The sequence below is a fragment of the Rapidithrix thailandica genome, assembly GCF_039710355.1.
Classification (GTDB): domain Bacteria; phylum Bacteroidota; class Bacteroidia; order Cytophagales; family Flammeovirgaceae; genus Rapidithrix; species Rapidithrix thailandica.
The window spans coordinates 139,829-164,048 of the sequence record NZ_JBDKWZ010000017.1; the positions used below are offsets into that span (position 1 = coordinate 139,829).

General features: G+C 40.7%; 18 protein-coding genes. 7 read left to right on the forward strand and 11 right to left on the reverse strand.

Annotation, left to right across the window (positions count from 1 at the left end; genetic code table 11):
- Positions 1-65: 65 nt before the first annotated feature.
- The 5 genes from AAG747_RS23495 to AAG747_RS23515 all read right to left on the reverse strand — a co-directional run bounded on the left by AAG747_RS23495 (position 66) and on the right by AAG747_RS23515 (position 10,536).
- Entirely contained in the window at positions 66-587 is a 522-nt protein-coding gene (locus AAG747_RS23495) for an OmpH/Skp family outer membrane protein (RefSeq protein WP_346823687.1), read from the reverse strand.
- 90 nt (positions 588-677) lie between these two features.
- The gene (locus tag AAG747_RS23500; protein WP_346823688.1) at positions 678-1,211 is read right to left on the reverse strand and encodes an OmpH/Skp family outer membrane protein; all 534 of its coding nucleotides are present in this window, start codon (positions 1,209-1,211) and stop codon (positions 678-680) included.
- Between the two features lie 12 nt (positions 1,212-1,223).
- Positions 1,224-3,776: an outer membrane protein assembly factor BamA gene (gene bamA / locus AAG747_RS23505; protein WP_346823689.1), complete on the reverse strand. Its 2,553-nt coding sequence runs from the start codon at positions 3,774-3,776 to the stop codon at positions 1,224-1,226.
- 19 nt (positions 3,777-3,795) lie between these two features.
- Entirely contained in the window at positions 3,796-4,545 is a 750-nt protein-coding gene (gene uppS, locus AAG747_RS23510) for an undecaprenyl pyrophosphate synthase (RefSeq protein WP_346823690.1), read from the reverse strand.
- A gap of 621 nt (positions 4,546-5,166) precedes the next feature.
- Entirely contained in the window at positions 5,167-10,536 is a 5,370-nt protein-coding gene (locus tag AAG747_RS23515) for an alpha-2-macroglobulin family protein (RefSeq protein ID WP_346823691.1), read from the reverse strand.
- A gap of 892 nt (positions 10,537-11,428) precedes the next feature.
- On the opposite strand from AAG747_RS23515, the gene AAG747_RS23520 reads away from it, so the two are divergent.
- Both AAG747_RS23520 and folE read left to right on the forward strand, forming a co-directional pair.
- A complete protein-coding gene (locus tag AAG747_RS23520; protein ID WP_346823692.1) occupies positions 11,429-11,839 on the forward strand; it encodes a 6-pyruvoyl trahydropterin synthase family protein in 411 nt (136 codons plus the stop codon).
- A gap of 37 nt (positions 11,840-11,876) precedes the next feature.
- Positions 11,877-12,545, forward strand: a complete 669-nt coding sequence (gene folE / locus AAG747_RS23525) for a GTP cyclohydrolase I FolE (protein WP_346823705.1) — start codon at positions 11,877-11,879, stop codon at positions 12,543-12,545.
- A gap of 315 nt (positions 12,546-12,860) precedes the next feature.
- Here folE and AAG747_RS23530 read toward each other — a convergent pair whose 3' ends face one another.
- The 3 genes from AAG747_RS23530 to AAG747_RS23540 form a co-directional block, all read right to left on the reverse strand.
- The gene (locus tag AAG747_RS23530) at positions 12,861-13,115 is read right to left on the reverse strand and encodes a hypothetical protein (protein WP_346823693.1); all 255 of its coding nucleotides are present in this window, start codon (positions 13,113-13,115) and stop codon (positions 12,861-12,863) included.
- A gap of 28 nt (positions 13,116-13,143) precedes the next feature.
- Positions 13,144-13,401: a hypothetical protein gene (locus tag AAG747_RS23535; RefSeq protein WP_346823694.1), complete on the reverse strand. Its 258-nt coding sequence runs from the start codon at positions 13,399-13,401 to the stop codon at positions 13,144-13,146.
- 894 nt (positions 13,402-14,295) lie between these two features.
- Positions 14,296-14,844, reverse strand: coding sequence for an NUDIX domain-containing protein (locus AAG747_RS23540; protein ID WP_346823695.1), 549 nt, complete (start codon positions 14,842-14,844; stop codon positions 14,296-14,298).
- 177 nt (positions 14,845-15,021) lie between these two features.
- Between AAG747_RS23540 and AAG747_RS23545 the strand changes: the two genes are divergently transcribed.
- Positions 15,022-15,708, forward strand: a complete 687-nt coding sequence (locus tag AAG747_RS23545) for an SOS response-associated peptidase (protein ID WP_346823696.1) — start codon at positions 15,022-15,024, stop codon at positions 15,706-15,708.
- A 29-nt stretch (positions 15,709-15,737) separates the two neighbouring features.
- Here AAG747_RS23545 and AAG747_RS23550 read toward each other — a convergent pair whose 3' ends face one another.
- Positions 15,738-16,970 (reverse strand): ABC transporter permease, encoded by a 1,233-nt coding sequence (locus AAG747_RS23550; protein WP_346823697.1) that lies wholly within the window; start codon positions 16,968-16,970, stop codon positions 15,738-15,740.
- Positions 16,971-17,312: 342 nt separating this feature from the next.
- Between AAG747_RS23550 and AAG747_RS23555 the strand changes: the two genes are divergently transcribed.
- Positions 17,313-18,572, forward strand: coding sequence for an asparagine synthetase B (locus tag AAG747_RS23555; protein ID WP_346823698.1), 1,260 nt, complete (start codon positions 17,313-17,315; stop codon positions 18,570-18,572).
- Positions 18,573-18,658: 86 nt separating this feature from the next.
- Here AAG747_RS23555 and egtD read toward each other — a convergent pair whose 3' ends face one another.
- Positions 18,659-19,600 carry an L-histidine N(alpha)-methyltransferase gene (gene egtD, locus AAG747_RS23560; RefSeq protein WP_346823699.1) on the reverse strand — a complete coding sequence of 314 codons (942 nt, stop codon included), beginning with the start codon at positions 19,598-19,600 and terminating at the stop codon, positions 18,659-18,661.
- A 104-nt stretch (positions 19,601-19,704) separates the two neighbouring features.
- The gene (gene egtB / locus AAG747_RS23565; protein ID WP_346823700.1) at positions 19,705-20,985 is read right to left on the reverse strand and encodes an ergothioneine biosynthesis protein EgtB; all 1,281 of its coding nucleotides are present in this window, start codon (positions 20,983-20,985) and stop codon (positions 19,705-19,707) included.
- A 603-nt stretch (positions 20,986-21,588) separates the two neighbouring features.
- Between egtB and AAG747_RS23570 the strand changes: the two genes are divergently transcribed.
- The 3 genes from AAG747_RS23570 to AAG747_RS23580 all read left to right on the forward strand — a co-directional run.
- Positions 21,589-22,842, forward strand: coding sequence for an aspartate kinase (locus AAG747_RS23570; RefSeq protein WP_346823701.1), 1,254 nt, complete (start codon positions 21,589-21,591; stop codon positions 22,840-22,842).
- A 284-nt stretch (positions 22,843-23,126) separates the two neighbouring features.
- A complete protein-coding gene (locus AAG747_RS23575) occupies positions 23,127-23,906 on the forward strand; it encodes a glycosyltransferase family 2 protein (protein ID WP_346823702.1) in 780 nt (259 codons plus the stop codon).
- Positions 23,907-24,094: 188 nt separating this feature from the next.
- On the forward strand, positions 24,095-24,220 hold a 126-nt coding region (locus tag AAG747_RS23580), incomplete at its 3' end, for a polysaccharide biosynthesis protein (RefSeq protein ID WP_346823706.1).

Consider the following 24,220-nt stretch of genomic DNA (forward strand, 5'->3'; position numbering starts at 1 on the left):
TGAATAAAAAAGCCTCTTCATCAATTTGAAGAGGCTTTTTTGATCTTTTTAAAAGATCGCAGCTCTTAGTTGTTTGAAGCTGAAGCGGCTTGTTTTACCTTGGTGATCACATCACCGGTGATGTCATATACCGGATTAGAAAATAAGAATAATTCTTGTCTTAAGATAAAGTCAAACCCTTTTTCTTTTGCCACACTCTGGATAGCTTTTTCGATATCCGCAGAAAGAGGAGAAAGTAACTCCTGTTCTTTCATTCCCAATTTTTGGTTTGCACTTACATTAAATTGCTGATATTCTTGTTGCAAACGTTGGATTTCCTTTTCTTTCTCTTGCAATACATCAGGAATCCATCCAGCTGCATTTTGTTGATAATCCGCTATTTTGGCTTGCAATTCCTTTTCTTTGTCTTGAAGAGTCGTTTGTAGTTGTTTTCCGTAAGTTTCAAGAACTTTTTTCTGGTTTTCGAATTTTGGGTGTGCTTGTAAAACACTGTCTGCATTTACATAACCGAACTTCTGTCCCTGCGCAAATACCCCCGTCACCGCGATCATGCAAGTAAGCAGGGTAAATAAGAATTTCTGTTTCATCAGTCTACTATTATTGTTAATCCTTACAAACATAAATAATAAAGTATTTCTTTTCTAAGAAATTAGCTTTAATTAATACATAAACATTTCTTAACGCGGAGTGTCGGCAGGGTCGCCCAAGCCTAGCTCCTCCAACACATAATCTGTATAATTATGGCGGGGATCAGTGTAAAGCATTACTAAATCTCCCGCTTTGTCGAATACGATAGATAACTTTTTTTGTTTGGCTACTTTCTCTGCGGCTTTGAACAATTTGTCTTGAATCGGTTTCATCAATTCTTGCCTTTTCAAAAACAGAAGTCCCTCATAGCCAAAGGTATTGCTTTGAAACTCTCTGAGTTCGTCTTCCTTCAATTTGATTTCTGCCAAGTACTCCTTCTTCAGTTCGGGAGTCAATAAAATCTCTTCAGCCTGGTAGTTTTCTTTCAGGCTGTCCAGCTGTTTTTTCATTTGGTCGATCTCGTTTTGCCAGTTCATGGCCAAGCGATCGAGTTCCTTTTCAGCTTCTTGATATTCGGGCATTTTTTCTAAAATTACCTGCGTATCAATGTAGCCGAATCGTTGCCCGAAGGAAACAGCTGAAAGGCAGAAGAACAAAAATAAGGTAACAACAGTAGGTTTCATGTTAAGTAGTGATTATCGAATTTGCTGACCAATGGTAAAGTGGAACTGGGCTCCATTGGCAGACGGATTTCCAGGAATATTGTCAAATCCGTATCCCCAATCAACACCCAGCATACCGAAGGCTGGCATAAACACTCTGGCACCTACTCCAGCAGAACGTTTCACTACAAAAGGGTTGAACTCATCAATAGAGCCCCAGTTGTTCCCTGCTTCCAGGAAGCTCAATACGAAGATTGTCGCTGCCGGGTTCAAGGAAACACCATAGCGCAATTCCAAGACATATTTCCCGTAAGCTACACCCCCCGTACCGTTTGACTCAAACGGAAGGATGGAGTTGTTTTCATAACCCCGTAATCCGACAATCTCCGTACCTAACAGAAAGCTGTTTTGCGATAAGCCGTCACCCCCTAAGATAAAGCGCTCAAAAGGACCGATCTCTCTGGAAGGCGTGTACTTCCCGATAAAACCGTAGTGCATGCGAGCATTTAACACCAACTTGTCCAAAATAGGTAAAAACCAAGAGTTATCAAACATCCATTTGTGATATTCTACCCATTTGAACTTAGTTTCCTCAGTAGGTTCACCAAATTCTTTTCCACCGAACTTAGAGTAAGGAGGCGTCAAACTCACTGATAACGACAATTGTGAACCTCTTCTAGGGAAAGTCGGGCTATCAATGCTGTTTCGTGCAATGGTGGTGTTAAAGGTGATGTTATACGATCTACCGTTGTCATACCCCCCAAATCCTGTTGTTCTAAAGTTATCCAAATTGTACATCAGGAAACTAACCGAATTGTTCATGGTAAAGAAGTCATCCGGCCATTTCAAGCGTCTTCCCAAGCCCAATGTAATTCCGGTTACTTTTAAGCTTCCGTTAGTACGATTTGTTCTATAGTCAATCAAGCGCTGGATAGAGCGGCTTAAACTTACGGTAAAGGCATTCGGACGTTTTCCTCCTAACCAAGGTTCGGTAAAGGAGAACGAATAAGTTTGGAAACGTCTACCATTGGCTTGAAGGCGCAAGGATAAGCGCTGTCCGTCACCGGCCGGCAAGGGTCTCCAGGCTTTGAGGTCGGTGATCTTGCGAAGGGAGAAGTTGTTAAACACCAATCCCAAAGTACCCACAAAGCCAAACTGACCTCCCCAACCACCGGAAAGTTCGATTTGGTCACTGGGTCTTTCCGTGACATTGTATTCGATGTCTACCGTTCCGTCCGCAAAGTTAGGAACAGGGTTGATTTCAATGGTTTCAGGGTCAAAATAGCCTAAAGCTGCCAGTTCCCGTTGCGTCCGGATCAAGTTTGTCCGGCTAAATTTTTGCCCGGGAATGGTGCGAAGCTCCCGGTAAATCACATGATCACTGGTTTTGGTATTTCCATTGACAATGATTTTATTGATGGTAGCTTGTTCTCCTTCGTACATCCGCATTTCAATATCAATCGAATCGTCTTCTACCAATACTTCAATAGGTTGCACATTGAAAAACAAGTATCCGTCATCCATATAGAGAGAGGAAACATCCGCTCCGCTAGGGTTAAAGTTGAGTCGCTTGGATAATTCCTGAGGGTTGTACACATCTCCCCGGTTTACACCCAGTACTCTGGAGAGCATCTCATCATTGAATTTGTAATTGCCGGTCCAGGTAATGTTGCGGTAGTAAAATTTCTTTCCTTCATCGACTTTGATCTTCACATTGACCATTTTGCCATTGTGATCATATACCGAATCAGCAACGATGGTTGCATTCCGGAAACCCATAGACCGGTAGTACTCGATGATGTTCTTTTTATCGTTGCGGTATTCTTCGTCAATAAACTTAGAAGGGGTAAAGAGATGGGTAAAGTGTTTCTCTTTGGTTTTCTTCATTTTTTTTCTCAGTTTCTTCTCTTTCACTTGTGTCACCCCTTCAAACTGAATTTCATGAATTTTCACTTTTTTCTTCTTGTCGATGTTGACATGAAGAATCACTCCATTCGCCAAAAGCGAATCCTTTTCCTGGGTGATTTCGACCTGGCAATTTTTAAATCCTTTGCTTGAGTAATGGTTGATAATGGCATTCCGGGCATTTTTAACCAAAGCATCTGTGACGATTCTTCCCCGGATCAAATTGACTTTTTCGCTTAAGGTTTCCCGTTGTCCTTTGGGTACACCATTGAAGAAATAGCGGGAAAGACGAGGGCGTTCTGTCAATTCAATTTGCAAATAGACCTCATTTCCTTCGGTTTTCGTCACGGTGATTTTGACATCGCCCACAATACCGAGTTTCCAAAGTTTCCGGACGGCCATAGAAATGTCATCTCCGGGGATGCGTATTTTGTCGCCCACTTTCAAACCCGAAATGGAAATCAGGGAGTTTTTGTCGTTAAATTGAGAACCCACGACATTGATATCCGCAATTTTATATTCTTTGGGATTTCCATAATCGATATCTTGTGAACTTCCGGAATTGAGTTGAAAGCCCAGTTGTGCCTGTGCTTGGTCAGGTATTACTGCCAGAAAGGAGAGGAGTAATAGACTGGTTACGATAAGTTTGTTAGCAGTGCCTGACAAGAAAAATTTATCCATGAACATATTTCAATAATTATCAATTACCAACCGATTCATTCAACTGTTCGCTGGTTTTACCAAATCTTCGTTCTCTTTTTTGATATGAAAGTAGGGCCTCGTAAAGGTGTTGTTTACGAAAGTCCGGCCATAGTACATCTGTGAAGAACAATTCAGAGTAAGCGATTTGCCATAAAAGGAAGTTGCTGATGCGCATTTCACCACTGGTCCGGATCAGTAATTCCGGGTCGGGAATGTTCCGGGTTTCCAAATAGTTTCGAAAGAAATCTTCGTCAATATTTTCCGGAATGTCTTTGTTGTTTTTTGCTTCCTGTACAATGGCATTGACGGCCTGGAGCAATTCCCATTTACCACTATAGCTCAATGCTAACACCAGGTTCAGCCCGGTATTCTCCCGGGTGAGGTCCATGGCCTCCTTCAATTCTTTTTGACATTTCTTCGGTAAGGCATTGAAATCCCCTATCGTAGAGAGCCGAACGTTATTTTTCAGGAGTGTTTTGGTTTCACTTTTAATCGTACTTACCAACAACTGCATCAACGCTTCCACTTCCAAAGCCGGGCGGTTCCAGTTTTCCGTAGAAAAGGCATAGAGTGTTAAGTAGTTAATACCTAGCTCGGCTGCGCCTTCGGTCACTTCTCTGACGGATTGTACGGCACTTTTGTGCCCAAAAATCCTCATCGAACCTTTTTGTTTTGCCCATCGGCCGTTTCCGTCCATAATTATGGCGATGTGCTGAGGCAAATTCGCCTTATCAATGTTCTCCTTCATGCTATGGTTTAAAGTAGATACCGCAGTAACCCTGCATTTTTTCAACTCGCAAAATTAGAGATATCTGCTTTTTTATCAAATAATGATCCTTGCTTACAAATGGTTGCCTTTACAAAATCGCTATTTTCAGATTTACTTTTTCCCTTCGTGCCTTGGAAGCAGAGTGGCTTATGCTGCCACTATCCCGGTTTTGGATACGCAAAATTACTGTTAAACAAATGCTTATGACAGATTTTATCAAATTTTCAAACTAAGGTCTACTTTAATTTTAGTTGTAAGAGTAAATCATTTTGAAAATAGATGTTAACAAGTTGTAAAGAACAATTTCGCAATTTCTCTATTTACGGACTTTTCTCCAAAGAAAGCCCTAAGGAATTTATTTCATTAAGCAGTTATCCTAAAAAGCATACTGTTCACAAAGTTACGGAATGATGAGGCATTATTTCCGAACTGTTTTTAATTAATCCTCAATTGTTCAGGAATGTTATGACTTCTTTTTGGAGTCAGGGGGATCGGAATTGAGGAAACCAAGAAAAAAGGCAACCTGCAGGTCGCCTTTTTTCTTGGTTTTAAGATAGGAAGTGAATGTTTGATGGTTGTATTTTAAATTCTTTTTTGTCATTATTCTACCCGGATCTTTCCTGCTCCATGATAAGAGTGGTATTCACCGTTGTACATGGCATCGGCACTTACAGGCCCTACTACAAACTCCCCTTTGGAGACAGCCCGTACGGAGTAGTAGAAATGCTTGGCCGTGGTGGAAGCTGAGGTGAATACATGTACCCGGTCGTCACGGAAATCAAAATGCTCGGCTGAAGAAGCATCTTTGGCCCATTGGGCTCCGGAAATGCTGCCGATGCGAGGGTTCTCTACTTCAAAGCCTGCCGGTAACATATCGGTAATGACCACATTTTCAACATTTGGAACATCTGCCGTCAATGAAAGTCTGACAATTACCAGGTCGTTTTGTTCAAATACATTTCCACTGAGGCGGTTGCCCTCTCTGTCAAAATATTCCCGTCTGACTTTCAAATGATTGTCCTCTTCTACATACTCACCGCTCTCGTTCAATCCTTCCATTTCCCAAAAATAGTAAACTTCGCCTCCGGAAGCTTGTAACTGGACGGACTTTCCGGCAATTTTGTCTTTTAGAATCACGTCTTTGCCATCAAAAGAGGCAAGTTGGCTGCCGTTGGCTATCAGTTTTGCCGTAGCTTTTGAACCGGCTTTTTGTTTGGCCAGCTTTCCTAAAGCCAACATTGCAAAGGCTTGCTCTTGAGTGGATAAGTAGCGGCTCTGTTTCATTTGCTCGGTGAGCGTTTTGGTTAATGTACCGATTTGGGCATTCTTAGGATCGTTTTCCAAGAGTACATTTAATACCAAGGCCCTGTCGCGAATATAAGAATGGAAGCTTCCGCCAAATGCCGGTTTGGATTTTTCTCCGGCAAATTGAGGAGGTAATAACTTGCGGAAGTTGCCATGGTCTCCGGCAACCAAATAGGTACAAGCTAGCATATATTTAGAGTCAAGTGAGAGGTCTTCAGGGCGTTTCTTATAATAATTCATTGTAGAAACATCCTTTTGTCCGGCCATTCCTAAGACATACAAAGAATAGAAAATCTCTTTGGGCGCAATCTTTTTGGTGCGTAATTGCTGATTGGCATCCCAATAGACATATTCGATCTGATTTTTTTGTTTGACTTTCTTTTTCAGATAACTATACAACCTATCCAGAAACTGTTGATCCACATCAAACCCGGCTTTTTGTGCCTCCATTAAGAAATGCGCTGCATATACAGTGGCCCACCAACTGTCCTTATATCCTCCTTGCCAGTAAGCTAACCCACCGTTGTACAATTGCATGGTATATAACTTCCGGATAGCTTCCACTACATTTTGATTAGGATTAAGCGTAGCGCCACTCAAATTGCCTAAGGCTTTGCTTAAATCGGCAAAGTAGATTTGAGGGAAAGCCGTTGAGATGGTTTGCTCGGCACAGCCATAGGGGTAGCGAACCAGGTAATTCATGTTGTCGGCAAATTGTACCAAAGGCAATTTACTCACATACAATTTAGCGTCAATGGAAGAAGACAAGAAGTCTTTTTTGAAGTCCAGTTTTGCCGACTGACCGGCTTTTACCATTCCCGATCCGCTGGTTTTGAGTACGGAAGTAGAAGGGCGAACGGTCATTTCCACTTCTTCGGAGAAGGTTTCGTTGAGCGCTTTTACTTGTACGCTTACTTTTGCCTGGCCAATGGCTTGCTTTGCTTCCAGGTTAAATACTACGGTTTTTTCACTGTTGGCGGGAATACTCACGTTTTGATTGTTATTTCCGGCAATGTTTACTTCTCCTTCAGTGTTTAGGTTTACACCGGCACTGATAGACTTATCCGTAGTATTGGATAAAGTCACCGGCATAATCACCTTGTCCGTAGGACTCATAAAGCGAGGTAAAGCGCTGCTGATCACCACGGGGTCCGCTACTTTGATATGAGCATCGGCACTGCCAAAGGCTCCATCTTTCACGGCTACAGCCATGACGCGCAAGTCACCCGAAAACTGAGGAATATCTACGGTGTATTTTACTTCACCGTCACTATCGGTTTTTAAGGTACCACTCCAGAAGCTCACCAGTTTTACTCTTTTGTTAGTAAGAGGGTTCACCCTTTTGCCCATATCATATCCCCCTGCTCCAAAGCTGTTGGGAGAAGGGGCCAGTTCCGGGAATAATTTAGGGTATAAGTCATAAGACTCTACCTGCAAGGCTCTTTTTTGGAAGAAATACTTGTGAGGATCTGGTGACGAATAGTTTTTGATTTGTAATATTCCTTCGTCTACCACTGCTACAGTAACCTCAATATCTGATTGTTCTAAATCCGATTTGATTACAATTTCTTGTTTGCGTTTGGATCGGGATTTTTCCGGAGCCTGAATTTCCAAATTAATTTTGGTTTCGGGATCATTTACCTTAAACGGAGCCACACCATGAGCCACTGTTAAAGGAATAGCATTGTCGGTTACCGGCTTGATCAATGTGGCCGTCACGTATACATTCGGCAAATACTCCTTGCGGATCGGCAAAGTATAAGAGGCAGATTTTTTATCAGCTTCAACAAAGAAATAGTCAAATACCTTGTCTTTTTCAACGGTTACTAACATTTTGCCAGAGAAAGGAGCTTTGAATAATATGTTGGCGGTTTCTCCAACTTCGTATTGTTCTTTGTCAAACTCTATGAGGATTTGGCCCTCTTTGTCCACCTCGAAAGAAGAGTGGGTGGTGCTGCCCCAGGAGTAAGCATAAAAGTGCTGGGAAACATAGCTGTCAGAACCTTGTGCTCTTACCCGTACCTCATAGCTTCCCGATTGGCTGGGAACAAAGGGAAAGTTGGTGTTTTTACCATTGAGGGTAATGACTTGGTCTTCCAACAGGTTTTCCCTCTTTTGGGATACATACCGGTAGCGTCCGTAGCTGTCTTTCTCTAACACACTTTGCCATTCGTTCTTGATGATTTGGACATGGGCTTTGGCTGTTTGGTATACTTTGCCTTCCTTGTTGACGGCCACCAACGGAATATGTATGGTTTGATTGGCTTTGACATAGCTGTCAAAGTACTTGATTCCATAGAATGTTTTTTGAGTAGCAACCGTAACTTTGGACAGACGGTGAACAGGGCGCCCCGTTTCGTCAAAAACGGTAGTATAGATTTTTCCTTCTAATAAGCCGTGGTTCTTGTAGTCATCTGCTATTTCAAAAGATTCACTGAATTTCCCTTCTTCATCGGTATTGCCATCCCGAAGTTCATCATCGAAATAATTGTTTTTTAGCCCTTCTATAGAAAAGTCATAATCTTTTAAGCCTTTGGGAGAGAAATACTTCCGGGATAAGAGCATTTCCACTTCATAGTTCCGGTTTTGTGCGGGAGGACCGAACAAGTTCAAGGCCTGAGCATCCAACTTGATTATTTCTCCCATTTCAAAATCTTCCCCATTGGTGTTTACATTTACTTTGATCCGGTCGGGCATAAATTCTTCCACACTGATGGCACGCGTACTGAGCATTACATCATTGGCCGTCAATACTTCCAATTGGTAGGTGCCCGTAACACTGTTATCAGGAAGTTTGATCGAGGTTTCGTAAGTGCCTTGTTCGTTCAAATCCACTTGTTGAGAAAAGAACTCCTTTCCATTGGGCATTAGCAGTTTTACTTTGATCGGGATCTTTTTTACCGCTTCCCAATTGTTCTTCCGGATAATGGTTTTCAAGTGGATGGTTTCACCGGGGCGGTACAAATTACGGTCCCCATAGATGAAAGCTTGTAAGCCTGTTTCATTATTACGCATTCCGCCCACTTCGTAACGGGAGGTTTCCACATGAGTTTGCCGGAAGTGCATATAGTTGAAATCATCTCCTAACTGTGCCGTCACCATATTGACGTTAAATCCCGGGGCTTTCTTTTTTACATCCGGGAACACGGCAATCCCCCGGTGGTCTGTATTGACCGTATAGATTTCCTGATTGTTGGTACTAATCAAGCTGACAGCCACACCGTTGAGCGGTTCGCCTGTTTTCAATGAGTTGGCAAATACCAACACTTCATTGTCACTTGCTTTGGCTATCAAGCCGATATCCGATACTGCGATGACCTTGGTGGCTTTTAAATAGCGGTCTTCACTGGATGCTACCGTTAATTTGTAAATACCTTTTAACGGGTTGGCGTCCTGAAAACCTAAGTTTACCAGACTTAAATTTCCCGACTTTTGCAAATCTTTGGATTGCAGGGTTGTTTCGAAAACGACATCCGAATAGTTCTCATCATTTACATAATAATAGTCATAATCGGATACATAGGAGTACAAACTCCCCGATTCCCGGAGGTACTCCTGAATATTGTTCTTGTATATTTTGCGAACCGTAACGGTAACTTTCGGCACATTTACTATCTGCATACCGATGTTTTTGTTACCTTTTTTTGTCAGGTAAATCGCTTTTTGGGAGGTGAAACTAATGCTGGGCTCCACATCTCCAAACAGGATAACTTGTTCAAAGTTATGGTTCATGCCTGTTTGGAAAATACCTTTCAGATTTTTGTCAATGAGTAATTTGTAATTTTGACCGATATCATAGTCTCCTTTCAGGATAAAACCAAAGTCCAGCTTTTCTACTTTAAAGTTTATTTGAGGAGAAACTTTGACATACTTTTTAATTTGATCGCTGCCTACACTTTGGTTGGTGTAAACATGAATGACCATCTCATCGCCATCGTATTCGGCCAGCGCTTGTGTGATCCGGAATTTATCCTTAGCGGGAATATTCGTTTCAAAGAGCAATTCTTCCGCTTCGTATTCTCCTTCGGCAGGTTTAAGCCCTTTAGCGATTTTGATTTGTACCGCTTGTTTGTCCAGTTGGGTTGCTGTTTCTTCCTGTAAGGTCAACTGTACGGAACTGGTAGGAGAGGTGGATTGTACTTGAAAGTTTGCTTCCTTTCCGTTTACCGTCAGAGATGCCAACTGCCCTACTTGCTCCGGTGTGACCGGATAGTTGAAGTTCAACATCATTTTGACTACCGGAGAGCCTTGATGGCTGGCAGACCAAAAAACATCGGTATTTACCAGGTTGAGGAAAGGCGTGTGGAAGGCAAACTGAGTACTTTCCCCCAGTTTCTTTTCCGTAGCAACTTGTGCGGAAAGCTTGGCTTTATAGTGTGTGTTGGGCCTAAAGCCTGCTTCCGGTGAAAAGACCAATTCATTTTTTGAAATCCATTTGAACTTACCGGCAACCTCCGGGCTAAATTCAATCAAAGGTTCATCCACCCAGAAGTTCAATTGCTCCTGTGCTACCAAGTCCTGATTAAAAATCATGGAAAGGTTTTGTTGCAGGGCCACTTCTTCCTCAAAATTCTTATAAGTGATTTCAAGGTTTTCAGAGTCGGAGCAGGATACCATTAAGAACGCTATCCAAACTGCCAATAGAAATGTACGTAGCTGTTTCATTAAGTTTTGCTCGGTTTTAGTTAGTGCTGGGTACTTGTTTTAAATTATAAAATATCCTCTTCTTTGACAAAGGAAACGAGTTCAATACTTCACGAGGGAGGTTAACTTTTCGCCCCTTTTAAAGGCTGTATATATTCCACCAGCCCTTCATGAAGTAGCTTGAAACGGGTCTGTTTATATCGTGAAAATTTTCACACTGTCTAGCCGTACTATCTGATGATGAAAGGTACTTGCCAGATGGTGGTTTACACCGGTTTACAATGAAAAATTGATCAGAGAGAGTGTTATAACATACAATCTTGTAACCGGCTGAAAAGCGTTGTTATAAGCCTATGTTTTTAATACAACTTCTGGTATATACAAAAATAAGAAGTGTTTTTTGAAAAAATGGGTATTAATGAGATAAAAAGCCGAATTATCCAAAATTTTATTTTGTAGCAATAGAGATTCCTGCCTGCGATTCATAAAGAACCTTTTTCAGGTAAGGCGAAAGCCAAGGGACGTATGCCTTGGGAAGGGTGTTTTGTGTGGATTCCATAAATGCCTTCCTTTTGCATTTGACAACTGCCTGGGGCAGATGAACAATGGTAGATATCGAGGGCTTTATATGGGAATTTCCGGATTGGAAGATGTTAATTCCTTCTTTTTCAGAGAAATTAACTCTAATTGTTTAATGTTATATGTATATACTTAAACAGTTTGGTGAATATTTCTGTTTATGCTAAGGACAAGGTGAGCGGAACTATATACCTTTGCAGATAGTTGTGGGATGGGATTGAGATAAAAAGGTAAAAACAGAAAACAGATACCCTTATCCGTGAGCCCTTCCTTTGTGAATAAAAAGCTATATTTTTAACATTAGTCATTAACAGAACAAGCAACAGGTACGATAATGAGATTGTCGGTATATAGAAAAGAGCACTTCAATGCGGCTCATAGGTTACATAACCCTTCTTGGTCGGAAGAACAAAATACAGCGGTATTTGGGAAATGCAATAATCCTAACTACCACGGGCACAACTATGAATTAATTGTAAAAGTAACCGGTGAAGTCGATTCTGAAACGGGGTATGTGATAGATTTAAAAACCCTGAGAGACCTAATCCATGAAAATGTGATCAAAAAATTTGATCATAAAAACTTAAACCTTGATACAACTGAATTTAAAGAGCTCAACCCCACTGCGGAACATATTGCCGTAGTGATTCACGATATCCTTCGTGAAAAACTTGATGCAAAATACGATTTAAAAATCACGCTTTATGAAACAGAACGAAACTTCGTGGAATACCCTGCATCTTGACGAAAATGGTTCATCGCAAAACGTAACGGAAACTACAATGCGCAATGGAGAGGAGATCGGTATCATCGATCAAATTGGCAATGAGCATGTAGGGACTTCCCATGATACACCCATGCGACAAGATGCATTCGAACTCAACGATGACACAAAAGTGGCTCTGATTGAAGAGCGCTTTCGTGAAATTATGGAAATCCTCGGTTTGGACCTTACGGACGATTCGCTAAGGGGTACACCTTACCGAGTAGCTAAAATGTACGTTAACGAGATTTTTAGTGGGTTAAATCCTAAAAACCGGCCGGACATCCGCTTGTTTGACAACAAGTATAAATACGATGAAATGCTGGTGGAAAAGGATATTAGTTTTTATTCCAACTGTGAGCATCATTTTGTCCCCATCGTAGGGAAAGCACATGTCGCTTATATTTCCAATGGGAAAGTGATTGGCTTATCCAAGATTAACCGTATTGTGCAATATTATGCCAAGCGGCCTCAGGTACAAGAGAGGTTGACAGTGCAAATTGCCAACGATCTTAAAACGACACTGGGAACCGAAGATGTAGCGGTAGTAATCAATGCTCAGCACCTCTGTGTGTCGATGCGAGGAATAGAAGATATAACCAGTGCAACCGTTACCTCACATTATGGAGGGAAGTTTAAAGATAAGGCAGTAAAAGATGAGTTTTTAAAATATCTGGAATTAAAATAAACTGCCCGTTTATTCAAATAAAAGCCCGGTCTCCCCGGGCTTTTTTATTGAAGTGGTTTCTACGTATAGTTTTTGACCGAAGATGGAATCAAAACCGGCTCATCAAGGCACTTTTTGAAGAGAATCGCCAGAGCTATTATTGCAAAAAGTAAGACAGAGGAGGCGTTCTTGAAACATTTTTTAGCAAAAAGAAAAAGTTTAATTCACTTCAATATATCCTCATGAGGCTTACCGGAATGCCAAACAAAAAAAATCCACTTCCAAATGAATAAGAAGTGGATCATAAGTTAATCGGCTAAATGTAATTTACACAAATCAAATAAGGTTCTCAATCTCTTTTAAAGATACATCTTCGAAATAAGAATATATCTGATTGATATTGGAAATCATCTGAATCTTTTCAATACCTATACTTAAGTCATTATACCAGACCTCTATCAAATAGTCAAAGCCTGCATAGAGGTTCAATGTATAATGGTAATGCTCTCTTGAAGCGATGAACTCACAGTGGTTGAAAACAATTTCTCCCTTTTCTGTTAGTGATAATTGGTTAAAGTCTTCAGGAGTCATTTGGTTTATCTATAAGTGAACAAATCAATTATTTACATTCTAAACTTTCAATATCTACTTTGTCGACAAAAGGCATGAGTTGGCCGTTGTGTGTGATGCGAGTGATCTTTTCCACATCATTAGTCAACCTATGCAAGATTACCTCCACCATCAGTTTTCCTTTTTTCCCTGCATACAGTATTTTCAAATATTCTTCCTTCTGAACAGATTCCAGATATTGGAACCTTGAAAATACTAATTTTGCTTTCTCTTTCAAATTTAAAGCATCAAACTCATCGATTCTCATTTTGTCTAAATCTCAAAGGTTTTTAAATAGTTAACTTAAAATTTGCCCAAAATTTCAATTTAATATTTACCTCCTGAAGAAAGGTATTGGGCGGATTTTGTATTTTCTATTTCTAGAATAATCATATAAAAACTAAATAAATCGCTATTTCTATTTGTTGGGATTGGTGAAGTCAGGTGGAAATGTACAGGGCAAAAGGAAACGTCTCCATTTTACAGCCTTTAGCTCTACCTATAAATAATACAATTTACTCTGTGGATTTCCTTTCATAACACTCTCCATACTTGCTTGTTGGCATTCCTTTTTATTCAAAATACAATTGTTTATGGATAGTCGTATGCCTTTAACAACTTCATAGAAGGCATCTTCTTAAGCGTATGATTTTCATGGTTTTTTTTTATAAATATTCTTCGAATTATAAAATCGTATGTAATAAGCCTTGTAAGAATTAATGCTAATTCACAATTTTTTAACTCCTATTTTTCATAGGAATCCCCCTCACTCCTTCATGGTTGTGTTGTATGAGCTTTGTCAGTGACAGCCTGGTGGTATGAATCGCTTGAGTAATTTTTGAGTTGCTTTACAAAAGTAAACAATTCTAATCTTATTGGGAGAAAATTTTAACGGAAATTATTGATAATCAAATTGTAAGGATTTGTGGTTTGTGTAGGTTAACCACTGTTTATTTCAGGATTAACCATGTTGGTATTGTATAATTGGAAGAGAATAAATTTTAATAAAATCAATATCAGGTATTGATAATCCTCGCCAATGAGTGAAAATGAAAGGCCCTCATAGCTTGAATGCCAGATAATGAGGGCTTTACAGGGAGAATAAATCGTTTGTTGAGCAGTGCTTTGTTATCCGTAAGTAGAATGGAAAGCTCCTAAGTGTTTATTTTTGGAGTAATAAATTCGCTTTTAAAAGGCCGGCTACGCTGATGGCATCGGTGATTTGTCCATTCATTACCATCTGAATTGCTTTATTAAAGGGAAGCTTTTGGATTTGGAGCACTTCTGTTTCATCAAAGTCAGTAAGGCCTTGGGTAAGGCCTTGAGCCAGGTAAACAAAGCCTACTTCATCCGTAACAGAGTTGGAAGTATGGATTTTCATAATTTCTGTCCAGTGAGAAGCTATTAAGCCTGTCTCTTCCTGCAACTCCCGTTGAGCCGATTCCAATATTCCATTTTCCATCAATCCACCCCCCATGGGGATTTCCCACGAATATGCATCTAGCGTGTAGCGGTATTGTCCGACCAGCCAAGTGTTGCCGTCTTGGTCGACCGGAATGATTCCTAAAGCATAGTTTTTAAAGCTAACCACTCCGTAAATGCCCTCTTTTCCTGCCGGAGTAATGACTTGGTCTTCCCGTACGTTGATCCAGGGGTTGTCATAGACTGTTTCGGTTGTTAATTTTTTCCAAGGGTTGCGCTTCTCATTCATAATGTATCAGGATTACTTTGTTTTGCAAAGCTAGAAATCTTACCGAGCCTTAGTGGGTTTTAGTATGAATAATTTGTAAACTAGCAGAGGAAAATCCATTTTGAAAAAGTGATATGTCATATGTGTTTTATAGTTAACTATTTTTCCGTTTTGTCTCATCATAAAAATTAATGTATCATGTGTGGCAGATTTTCAGTAAGTAAAAAGCAAGAGGACATCGAAAGCCGGTTTGGCATTCAATTTAACCCGGAAAAATTACAGCCTAGATGGAATGCCGCTCCAAGCCAATTATTACCTGTCGTTACGGGAAATGCCCCTCAACGAGGACAGGTATTTCGTTGGGGATTTGTGCCTCCATGGGCCAAAGATGAACGGATGGGATATAAGATGATCAATGCCCGTTTGGAAACGGTTTTGGAGAAAAGAGCTTACAAAAATGCGTTTGCAACACAACGGTGTTTGGTGATTGCCGATGGGTATTACGAATGGCGTATTTCAGGCAAACAGAAAATCCCACATAGAATTATTTTGCCTGGGGAGAACTTGTTTGCAATGGCGGGTATTTGGGAGCAATGGCAAGCTGCTACCGGTAGTGTCGTGTATACATTTGCGATCCTGACTCAGGAAGCCAATCCGGGCTTATCTTATATCCATGAGCGCATGCCGGTAATCCTTGCTCCCGAAGATGAAAAGCCCTATCTGAGTAATGACCTTTCACCCAAAGAAATACCTGAATGGTTAGAAGCAAGGCCCCCTATTTCTTTGCAAACTTATACGGTAGGAAAGTTGGTCAATACGGTGGCCAACGAAGGAGCTGAATTGTTTCAAGCAGTGGATTATCCGGAACAACAATCGTTATTTTAGACTGTTCTTTTCTCCTGACAAGTGACGACTTATTCATACCGTAAGGATTCGATAGGGTCAAGTTTGGATGCCTTTCGTGCAGGGTAGTAACCCGCAGAGATACCTACCAATACACAAACTACAATTCCTACAAAGATCCATACCCAAGGCACGATGAATTCACCTTGAGCCAATAGTTTGGCTACCAGGTTGCCAATGCTCATGCCCAAGATAATACCCAAGGCACCACCTAAAAGACAGATGATAATGGCTTCAAAGAGAAATTGTTCCCGGATTCTTTTTGGAGTGGCACCTAGTGCTTTTCTTACGCCAATTTCCCGGGTCCTTTCCGTAACAGATACCATCATAATGTTCATCAGCCCGATAGCAGCGCCCAACAAGGTGACCATTCCAATGGTAGCACCGCCTAATTTTAAGATTACAGATGTATCATTTAAGGAAGTAGCAATGGATTCACTACGGTTGATTTCAAAGGATTCCGGTTTGCCCAGTTCATCTTTCCGGATCAGGCGCATCAGGCCGGTTGCCTCTCCCATGGAGTATTCAATTCTGGTGGGGTCTTTTTGGTATACAACAATGGTGTAAGACAAGTCGCGGTTTGCCCGGTATTTGTTGGCGTTTTCCAAGGGGATCAAAATACTGCGGTCAGCGGCCCCACCTCCTAGTCCACCTGTCTTTTCCAAAATGCCCACCACTCTGTACTTCTTACCCAAAAAACCGATTTCCTTATTCAGGGGGGGCTCACCGTCTTTGAAAATCTGTTCCACAAGGTTTTGACCGATTATAGCCACATTGTCGCCATGCAATAATTCGATACTGGAAAAGTTTCTGCCTTTTTCCAGGTCATATCCTTTATTGGTGATAAAGTATTCGTCCACTCCCATGACAGTGGAATTGGGATTGGATTTTTTGGAAAAACGTTTGACTTCCACACCGCCTGTCACTGTAGTATTGATACTTACATTGGACGCATGGCGGAATTTTTGTTTAAAATCAGCCGCTTCTTTAAATTCTATCGGTCCTTTGCTTTGAATTTTAACCCCTCCTCTGGTCCGGGAGCGGGAGATCGAAGTGATTTCAAAACTATTCCCCCCTAAACCGGCCAAACCGGAAGAGATGGTATATTGAATTGCATCAATGGCCGTGAGAATGCCTACTAAAGCCATAATCCCCAAGGCTACAATAGAGGCCGTCAGTACGGAACGTAGTAGGTTGTCTTTGATGGCTTTTAGCCCTTCGTTGATATTTTCTTTAAACTGCATAACGAATTGAATATAGGTTCTTTTAGGGCTTACATAGCCTATGAATTACCTTCGGGTATTTTCTATTCGATTGTTTCTTTCACAGGTTAAGTGAACGATAAAGTTTCAGCCTTCAACGCACGAAATGAATACCGTTGTTTGAATTTTGCTGTGGCGAAAGGCGAATTAATTCCTAATCTCCATTGTCAAAAAAATGTAAACCAATACTTCTTTTGCTTAGTTAATTCATTACATATATATTGAGCACTTTCTACCATGAAAATCCCTTCGAATTTTTTCTTCCCAACTGAAAAGTAAAGAGATTTGAGTAGATTTATAATTAAAATTAAATGAGCGGTTAATATGAGGTACTTGCTGGTTGTATTTTTATCTGTATTTCTAAGCTTGTCTGTAAAGGCTGCTTACCTGTTGGTTCCTATGGACGAAACCCAGACGAATCACTTGAAAGCTTATGGAATGACGTATTGGGTGTTGAACAACGATGTGGAAGCCGAATGGCTATTGAACTATCGGGGAGGGGGATTTATGTTTAAATACTTGCAAAGTTTTGAAAATGAATTGATTGTGAGGGGGGTGAGCTATGAAGTGATCTCGGATGCGCAGGCTTTGCAAATTAAAGAATTGATTGCCAGCCCGGAGGCGAATATGGATGTGATGAAGTTGGAAGTTCCACCCAAAATTGCCGTGTACTCGCCCAAGTCGAAGCAGCCTTGGGATGATGCGGTAACACTGGTGTTGACTTATGCCGAAATTCCATACGATGTAGTGTTTGATGATGAAGTGATGATGGATAAGCTGCCGGAATACGATTGGTTGCACTTACACCACGAGGATTTTACCGGGCAGTATGGGAAATTTTATGGTACCTATGGCAGAGAGCGTTGGTACATTGAGCAACAGAGAGAGTTTGAAAAATCGGCCAGAAGGCATGGGTTTCAAAAAGTTTCGCAATTGAAATTGGGGGTGGTTAAAAAAATCCGTGATTTTTGTTCCGGAGGAGGTTTTTTGTTTGCCATGTGCTCCGCGACTGATACATATGATATTGCGCTTTCGGCCGAGGGGGTGGATATTGTAGATTATATGTATGACGGAGATCCTCCGGATAAGAATGCTCAAAGTCATCTGGATTATACCAAAACCTTTGCGTTTCGTGACTTCCGTTTGATTATGAATCCTTATGAATATGAATACTCCAATATCGATAACCGTGATCACGAAAGAGGTTTGAACGAATCGAATGATTTTTTTAAGCTCTTTCAGTTTTCGGCCAAATGGGACCCGGTACCCACTATGCTGACGCAGAATCATCATCATATTATCAAAGGGTTTATGGGGCAAACCACCGCATATAAAAAGCCTTTGATTAAATCGGATGTGGTGATCATGGGAGAGACCAAAGAGGCAAATGAGGCCCGTTATATTCATGGTACCTTTGGTAAAGGAACCTGGACATTTTATGGAGGTCACGATCCTGAAGATTACCGGCATTTTGTTGGGGAAGAACCTACGGATTTAAACTTACACCCTAACTCCCCGGGATACCGTTTGATTTTGAATAATATTCTCTTTCCGGCTGCAAAAAAGAAAAAACAAAAAACCTGATATACAAAAGGGAGGAGCTGAAAAGCACTCCCTTTTGTATTGAAGTATGTCTTTGTCCTGAAAGGATTTTGAGTGAAAACCGGGTTTTATACCGCCTGCCATAGAGAGTCTGTGAAGTAATGTTTACAATCGAAAAGGTTTTCGATGACTTGAAAACCGGACTGTTGGGCCAAATCATAAATTTCTGCCTGATCGAATTTTTTGGAAAGTTCCATATAAATAGGTTCCCATGCTTCGAATTCAATTGTGGTATCCAATAATTCGATATTTTGTTTCTGAGTACTGATCAGGTAGCTCCGGGTTTCTCCCGTGTCGGGATTGTAGGTTGGATAGTGTTTGAATGTAGTCAAGTCAAAATTAGCATCTAATTCATCATTGATTCTTTGGAGTAAATTTAAATTGAATGCTTTGGTTACCCCGGAGGAATCGTTGTAAGCCTGTAGAATCGTATCCGGGTTCTTTTTTAAATCAAACCCAATGAGCAATATATCTCCTTCCTTCAGGTATTTTCTTAACGCTTTCAAAAAATCAGAAGCTCCGTCCTTTTTAAAATTTCCAATATTAGAACCCAAAAATAAAATCACATTGCGTTCCTGTTGGTGCTGATTGAGCTTTTCCAAGGCATGGAAGTAGTCGTTGCGAATACCGGTAATACGAAGCTCCGGAAATTGCTTTAACAAATCGCTCGTCAGGTTATCCAGTGCATTTTGAGAGATGTCAATGGGCGAATAGTGAAAAGAGCTCTTTTGTTCAAGGAAATAGCTGAGCAAAACTTTTGTTTTGAAGCCGTCTCCCGCACCAAATTCAATGAGGTTAAATTGTTCCGTACCCGATTGAAAATATTGCAAGATTTTGTCTTTTTGAAAAGAGAAGATTTCAAATTCACTATCGGTGAGGTAATACGCTGGCAGCTGCATGATTTTCTGAAATAGTTGATCCCCCTGTTTGTTGTAAAAGTATTTGGAGTCTAAATATTTAGGCTGGGAGGTCAAGCCTTTAAGGATATCTTCTGCAAATTGATTTGACATGGTGGTAGAGCGTAATGATTTTATAATAAGAGTGCTTTGGTCAACAAAATGTATGTAAGGGCTGCAATCGGATTATTTTTGCTTACAGGTGGTTACAGTAGTTTTCAAAATAGTGATTTTGCCAGTCGTATTCCTGTAAATTGCCAACGTTTATCCGTATGGAAAAAGTTGCGGTATGTAGGGCGGATATGTGTTTTGGGAGTGGCACAAGAGCCCCCTCTTAGTACCATTTGGTTTACCATAAATTTTCCGTTGTATTCGCCAAGCGCTCCTTGGGCTTGGGTATAACCGGGGTAGGGGAGGTATGCACTTTGCGTCCATTCCCAACAGTCACCAAAGAGTTGTGTGTGATGATTGGCCGGGCTGGGGTGGAAAAAGCCAGATTTTTGAAAGTTAGCTTGTTCGGGAATGGTGGCTTGTAACTGTTTGCAAGCTACCTCCCATTCAAACTCGGTGGGCAAGCGCATTTTTTTCCAACGGGCGAAGGCATCCGCTTCAAAATAATTAATATGTGTGACAGGATCGTCCAATTTGATCTCTTGTAGTCCGCTTAAGGTAAATTGATGCCATTTTCCCTTGATTTGATGCCAATACAGAGGGGCTTTGATTGCCAACTGTTGGACCCAATCCCAACCTTCGGACAACCAGAATTCGAAGTGTTCATATCCGTTGTCTTGCATAAAATCCAAGTATTCCCGGTTAGTGGCCAACCGGTTGGCTATTTGATAGGGGTGTAGGTAAACTTGATGGGCTTTGGTTTCATTGTCATAACAAAAGCCTTCGGCTTGAAAACCGACTGTGTATAAGCCCTCATTTATTTCGGTAAAGTTTAATTCGGGAAGAGAGGAGGAGGAGGGGCATTGCGTGTTGGTATATGTAGGAAAGAGGGGGTTGTGTCCTAAAATATATTTTAAGTCTGTCAACAAAAGTTCTTGATGCTGTTGTTCGTGTTGTAAGCCTAGCTCTATGAAATTCCGTACTTTTTCAGGGATGGGATGGGATGCCAAATAAGCTACCATTGCCTGGTCTACATGTTTTCGAAATTTCATGACTTCCTCTACGGAGGGCCGGGTCATATTTCCCCGGTGTGCCCGGAATACCCGTTCGCCTTGACTTTCATAGTAACTGTTGAACAAGTAATTGTATCTGGGATTGTAAAGCTCATAGCCCATAAGGTGCTTGGCCAGAATAAAGTTTTCAAAAAACCAAGTGCTGTGCCCCAAGTGCCATTTGGGAGGGCTTACATCTACAATAGGTTGTACTACATAGTCTTCCGTTTGTAGTGGTGCGCACAATGCTTCCGTTTGAAACCGGATGTTCTGATAACGGAGAAGCAAATGTTGGGTTTCTTCCAAAGGAGCGGCTTGTTGTTGGGTGCTGTCCATAAATATGGGCTTAAGGTTTTGGATGGAAAGGAGCTATTATTTTTTATAGAAATTACTTTTTGAGTGATTTGATTTGTTACCTTCTGTTTCCGTACCCCTGCTTCGTATTCTATATTACAAAAAACAAAGAGGATTTAAAAGTTTTATAAGCAAGAAAGCGTAAAGAATTTGAGAGTAGTACTCTTGCCGAAATAGTGGAAGAGCACTTGGTGCGTTAGGCCCTTAGGAAATGAAAATGATTTTGTTCTGGTGAATCGTTATTTACTTTTCGACTAAGTGGCTATTGGCTATTTTTTTATTGAAGTGGTTTACATGTATCGTTTTTAACCGAAGATGGAATCAAAACCGGCTCATCAAGGCACTTTTTGAAGAGAATAGCCAAAGCTATTGTTGAAAAAAGTAAGACAGAGGAAGCGTTTTTGAAACATGTTTTAGGAAAAAGAAAAAGTTTAATTCACTTCATTAGCTAAATTGCAGTTTCCCCAATTGATTGTATACGCTAAGTGGAGTGAAGTACTATAATCATATGAAGTTCCATTAAGTCTTTTACGTTGAGTTATGTAAATTTGCTCCCCGAAAAAAATATTGGATCTATTAACAGTCATGAAAGTATTCAAATTTGGAGGGGCTTCTTTGCAAAATGTTGCATCAATAAAAAATATTGCCCGGATCATACAAAACTATGGTCCGAAAGAGCGCTTGATTGTCGTTCTTTCGGCCATGGGGAAGACCACGGATAACCTTGAAAGCATATTTAATGCATATAAAACAGAGGAGGATTATCCGGATATGATTTATCATCTCAAAAAATACCACCTTAGCATTTGCAATAATCTTTTTGAAAATAGATACGACCGGGTGTTTTACAGAGTTGAGAAGCTGTTTTCGGATTTGGAAGCTGAATTTAGAAAAGGAGATAAAAATTTTGCTAGGCTGTATGATCAAACGGTTTGTTACGGAGAGCTCCTTTCTTCTTATATTTTTTCGGCATACCTGGCACAAGAAGGGGTGAATAACCAATGGCTGGATGCACGTAAATATATTCAGACCGATGATAATTGGAAGGAGGGAATTGTGGATTGGGCTTGGTCAGAAAAGTTGATGAAAAGCGATTTGCCGGATCTGATGAAAGGTCAGATTTTGGTGACACAGGGCTTTTTGGGAGGAACCGTCAGCGAGAAGACAGCTACACTAGGCCGGGAAGGTTCCGATTTTAGTGCCGCTATTTTTGCTTATTGCCTGGATGCCGAGTCGGTCACCATTTGGAAAGATGTGCCTGGCATTTTGAATGCCGACCCCAGGCGGATTCACAATACCTGTCTGTTTTCTCAATTGCCTTACAAAGAAGCCGCAGAAATGACTTACTATGGAGCTACGGTGATTCACCCGAAAACTATCAAGCCCTTAGCAATTAAAAAAATACCTTTGTACGTAAAATCTTTCATCCATCCGGAAGAAGCCGGAACTTGTATTGGAGAGGTAGAAGAATATGATACAATTCCTGCGATAATTTTTAAGCCGAACCAAAGTATCATTCGTTTCGAACAGAAAGATTACTCAAGTGTCAACCAAAGTAATTTGAGTCAAGTATTTAATCTTCTTGCGGCTAACAATGTGAAGATCAATTTGATGAAGAGCAGTGCGATTTCCTTTTCCATCTGTGCAAATACTGAAAAAGAAAAGTTTGAAATTATATCGGAACGTTTGAGTGATGATTTTTATATAGATTTTTACCACGGTTTGGAGTTAATTACCATTAAAAACTATAATGAAGACTCGCTGAGTAAGTTTAGCCGGAAGACTATTTATTGGGAGCAAAAAACACGGAATATTTATCAGATTGTAAGGGAGTCTTAGTCAGGATAAGGTTTACCAAAAAGTTCATAGAATAGCTTTATAAAAGCGTAAAAAGCACAAAAAAAGCACCTGTGTGACTAGCTTAGCACTTTTTTTGGAGGAATAGCCGGAAGGTATTATTCCGGGAGGTTTTCTTTGGAAATACAGACCCAAGCTCTATTTTTAGAGGATGGATTAATGAAATTAGTTGAAAACGGTTTATTAGAAAAGTTATAAAGGGCAGGTTTTAGTTGTGGCTGATTGGTTTGAAAGTTTGTTTAGCTTAGAACACATTTGGTGTTAGTATGGAAGAAAGTTGTAATCACATATATCCTGAACTAGTCTCAATTATAACGCCTGTATACAATACCTCACCGTATTTATCAGCCACCGTTGAGTCAGTTATCAGGCAAACCTATGCTCATTGGGAGATGATCATTATTGACGATGGTTCTGAAGATCAAAGTGCTGCCATTGCCCATCATTATAGTAAACAGGATGAGCGGATACGTGTAGTGTCATTGGGAAAGAACTATGGAGCAGGAGTGGCCCGTAATGCCGGGATCAAAGAAGCAAAGGGCCGGTACATAGCCTTTATAGACAGTGACGATATTTGGCTTCCGGCCAAGCTGGAAAAACAACTTCGCTTTATGCGTGATACCCAAGCCGAACTTGTCCACACGGCTTACAATTTGATTGCTGAAAACGGAAGTTCCCTTTGTAAGCACTACTGCCCTCCTTCCAAAGTTACCTATCAGGACATGCTAAAGACCGATTATATCGGTTGTTCCACGGCAATATATGACACACAGCGCATCGGCAAAGTGTATATGCCAGAAATACGCAAAAGGCAAGATTACGGCTTATGGTTACGGATGATGCAAGATATAAAATACGCCTACGGATTACCTGAGCAGTTAGTTCTTTACCGGATCCGGAAAGGCTCCTTATCCCACAACAAATGGAGGTTAGTCCAAGTACAATGGGATTTTTACGTACAGACTGCCCGCCTGGGAGTGATGGGAGGCCTGCGCTCCATGGCTTATTGGAGTTTCTTCGGCCTGACCAAATACGCAAAAAATTAATCGGGCTTTCCAACGCCTTTCTTCAGTTAAGGGACTACTTATAGAGAATCTTAATTATTGAAATTCTTCAAGAAGTACTTTTCTTAAAAGGAGAGTGTATGGAATTATCTTACTTTCATACCCTAATTGTAGTGAGGAGTGTATAATTTCGCGGGTGTAAATAATTTATTTGATAAATCTTAAAAAGCGTGTTAAACGGCAAATCGATATTAATTACTGGGGGAACTGGTTCTTTGGGCAAAGCATTGACAAAGACCATTTTGGAACGGTGGCCAGAAGTAAGACGACTGGTGATTTTTTCCAGGGATGAGCAG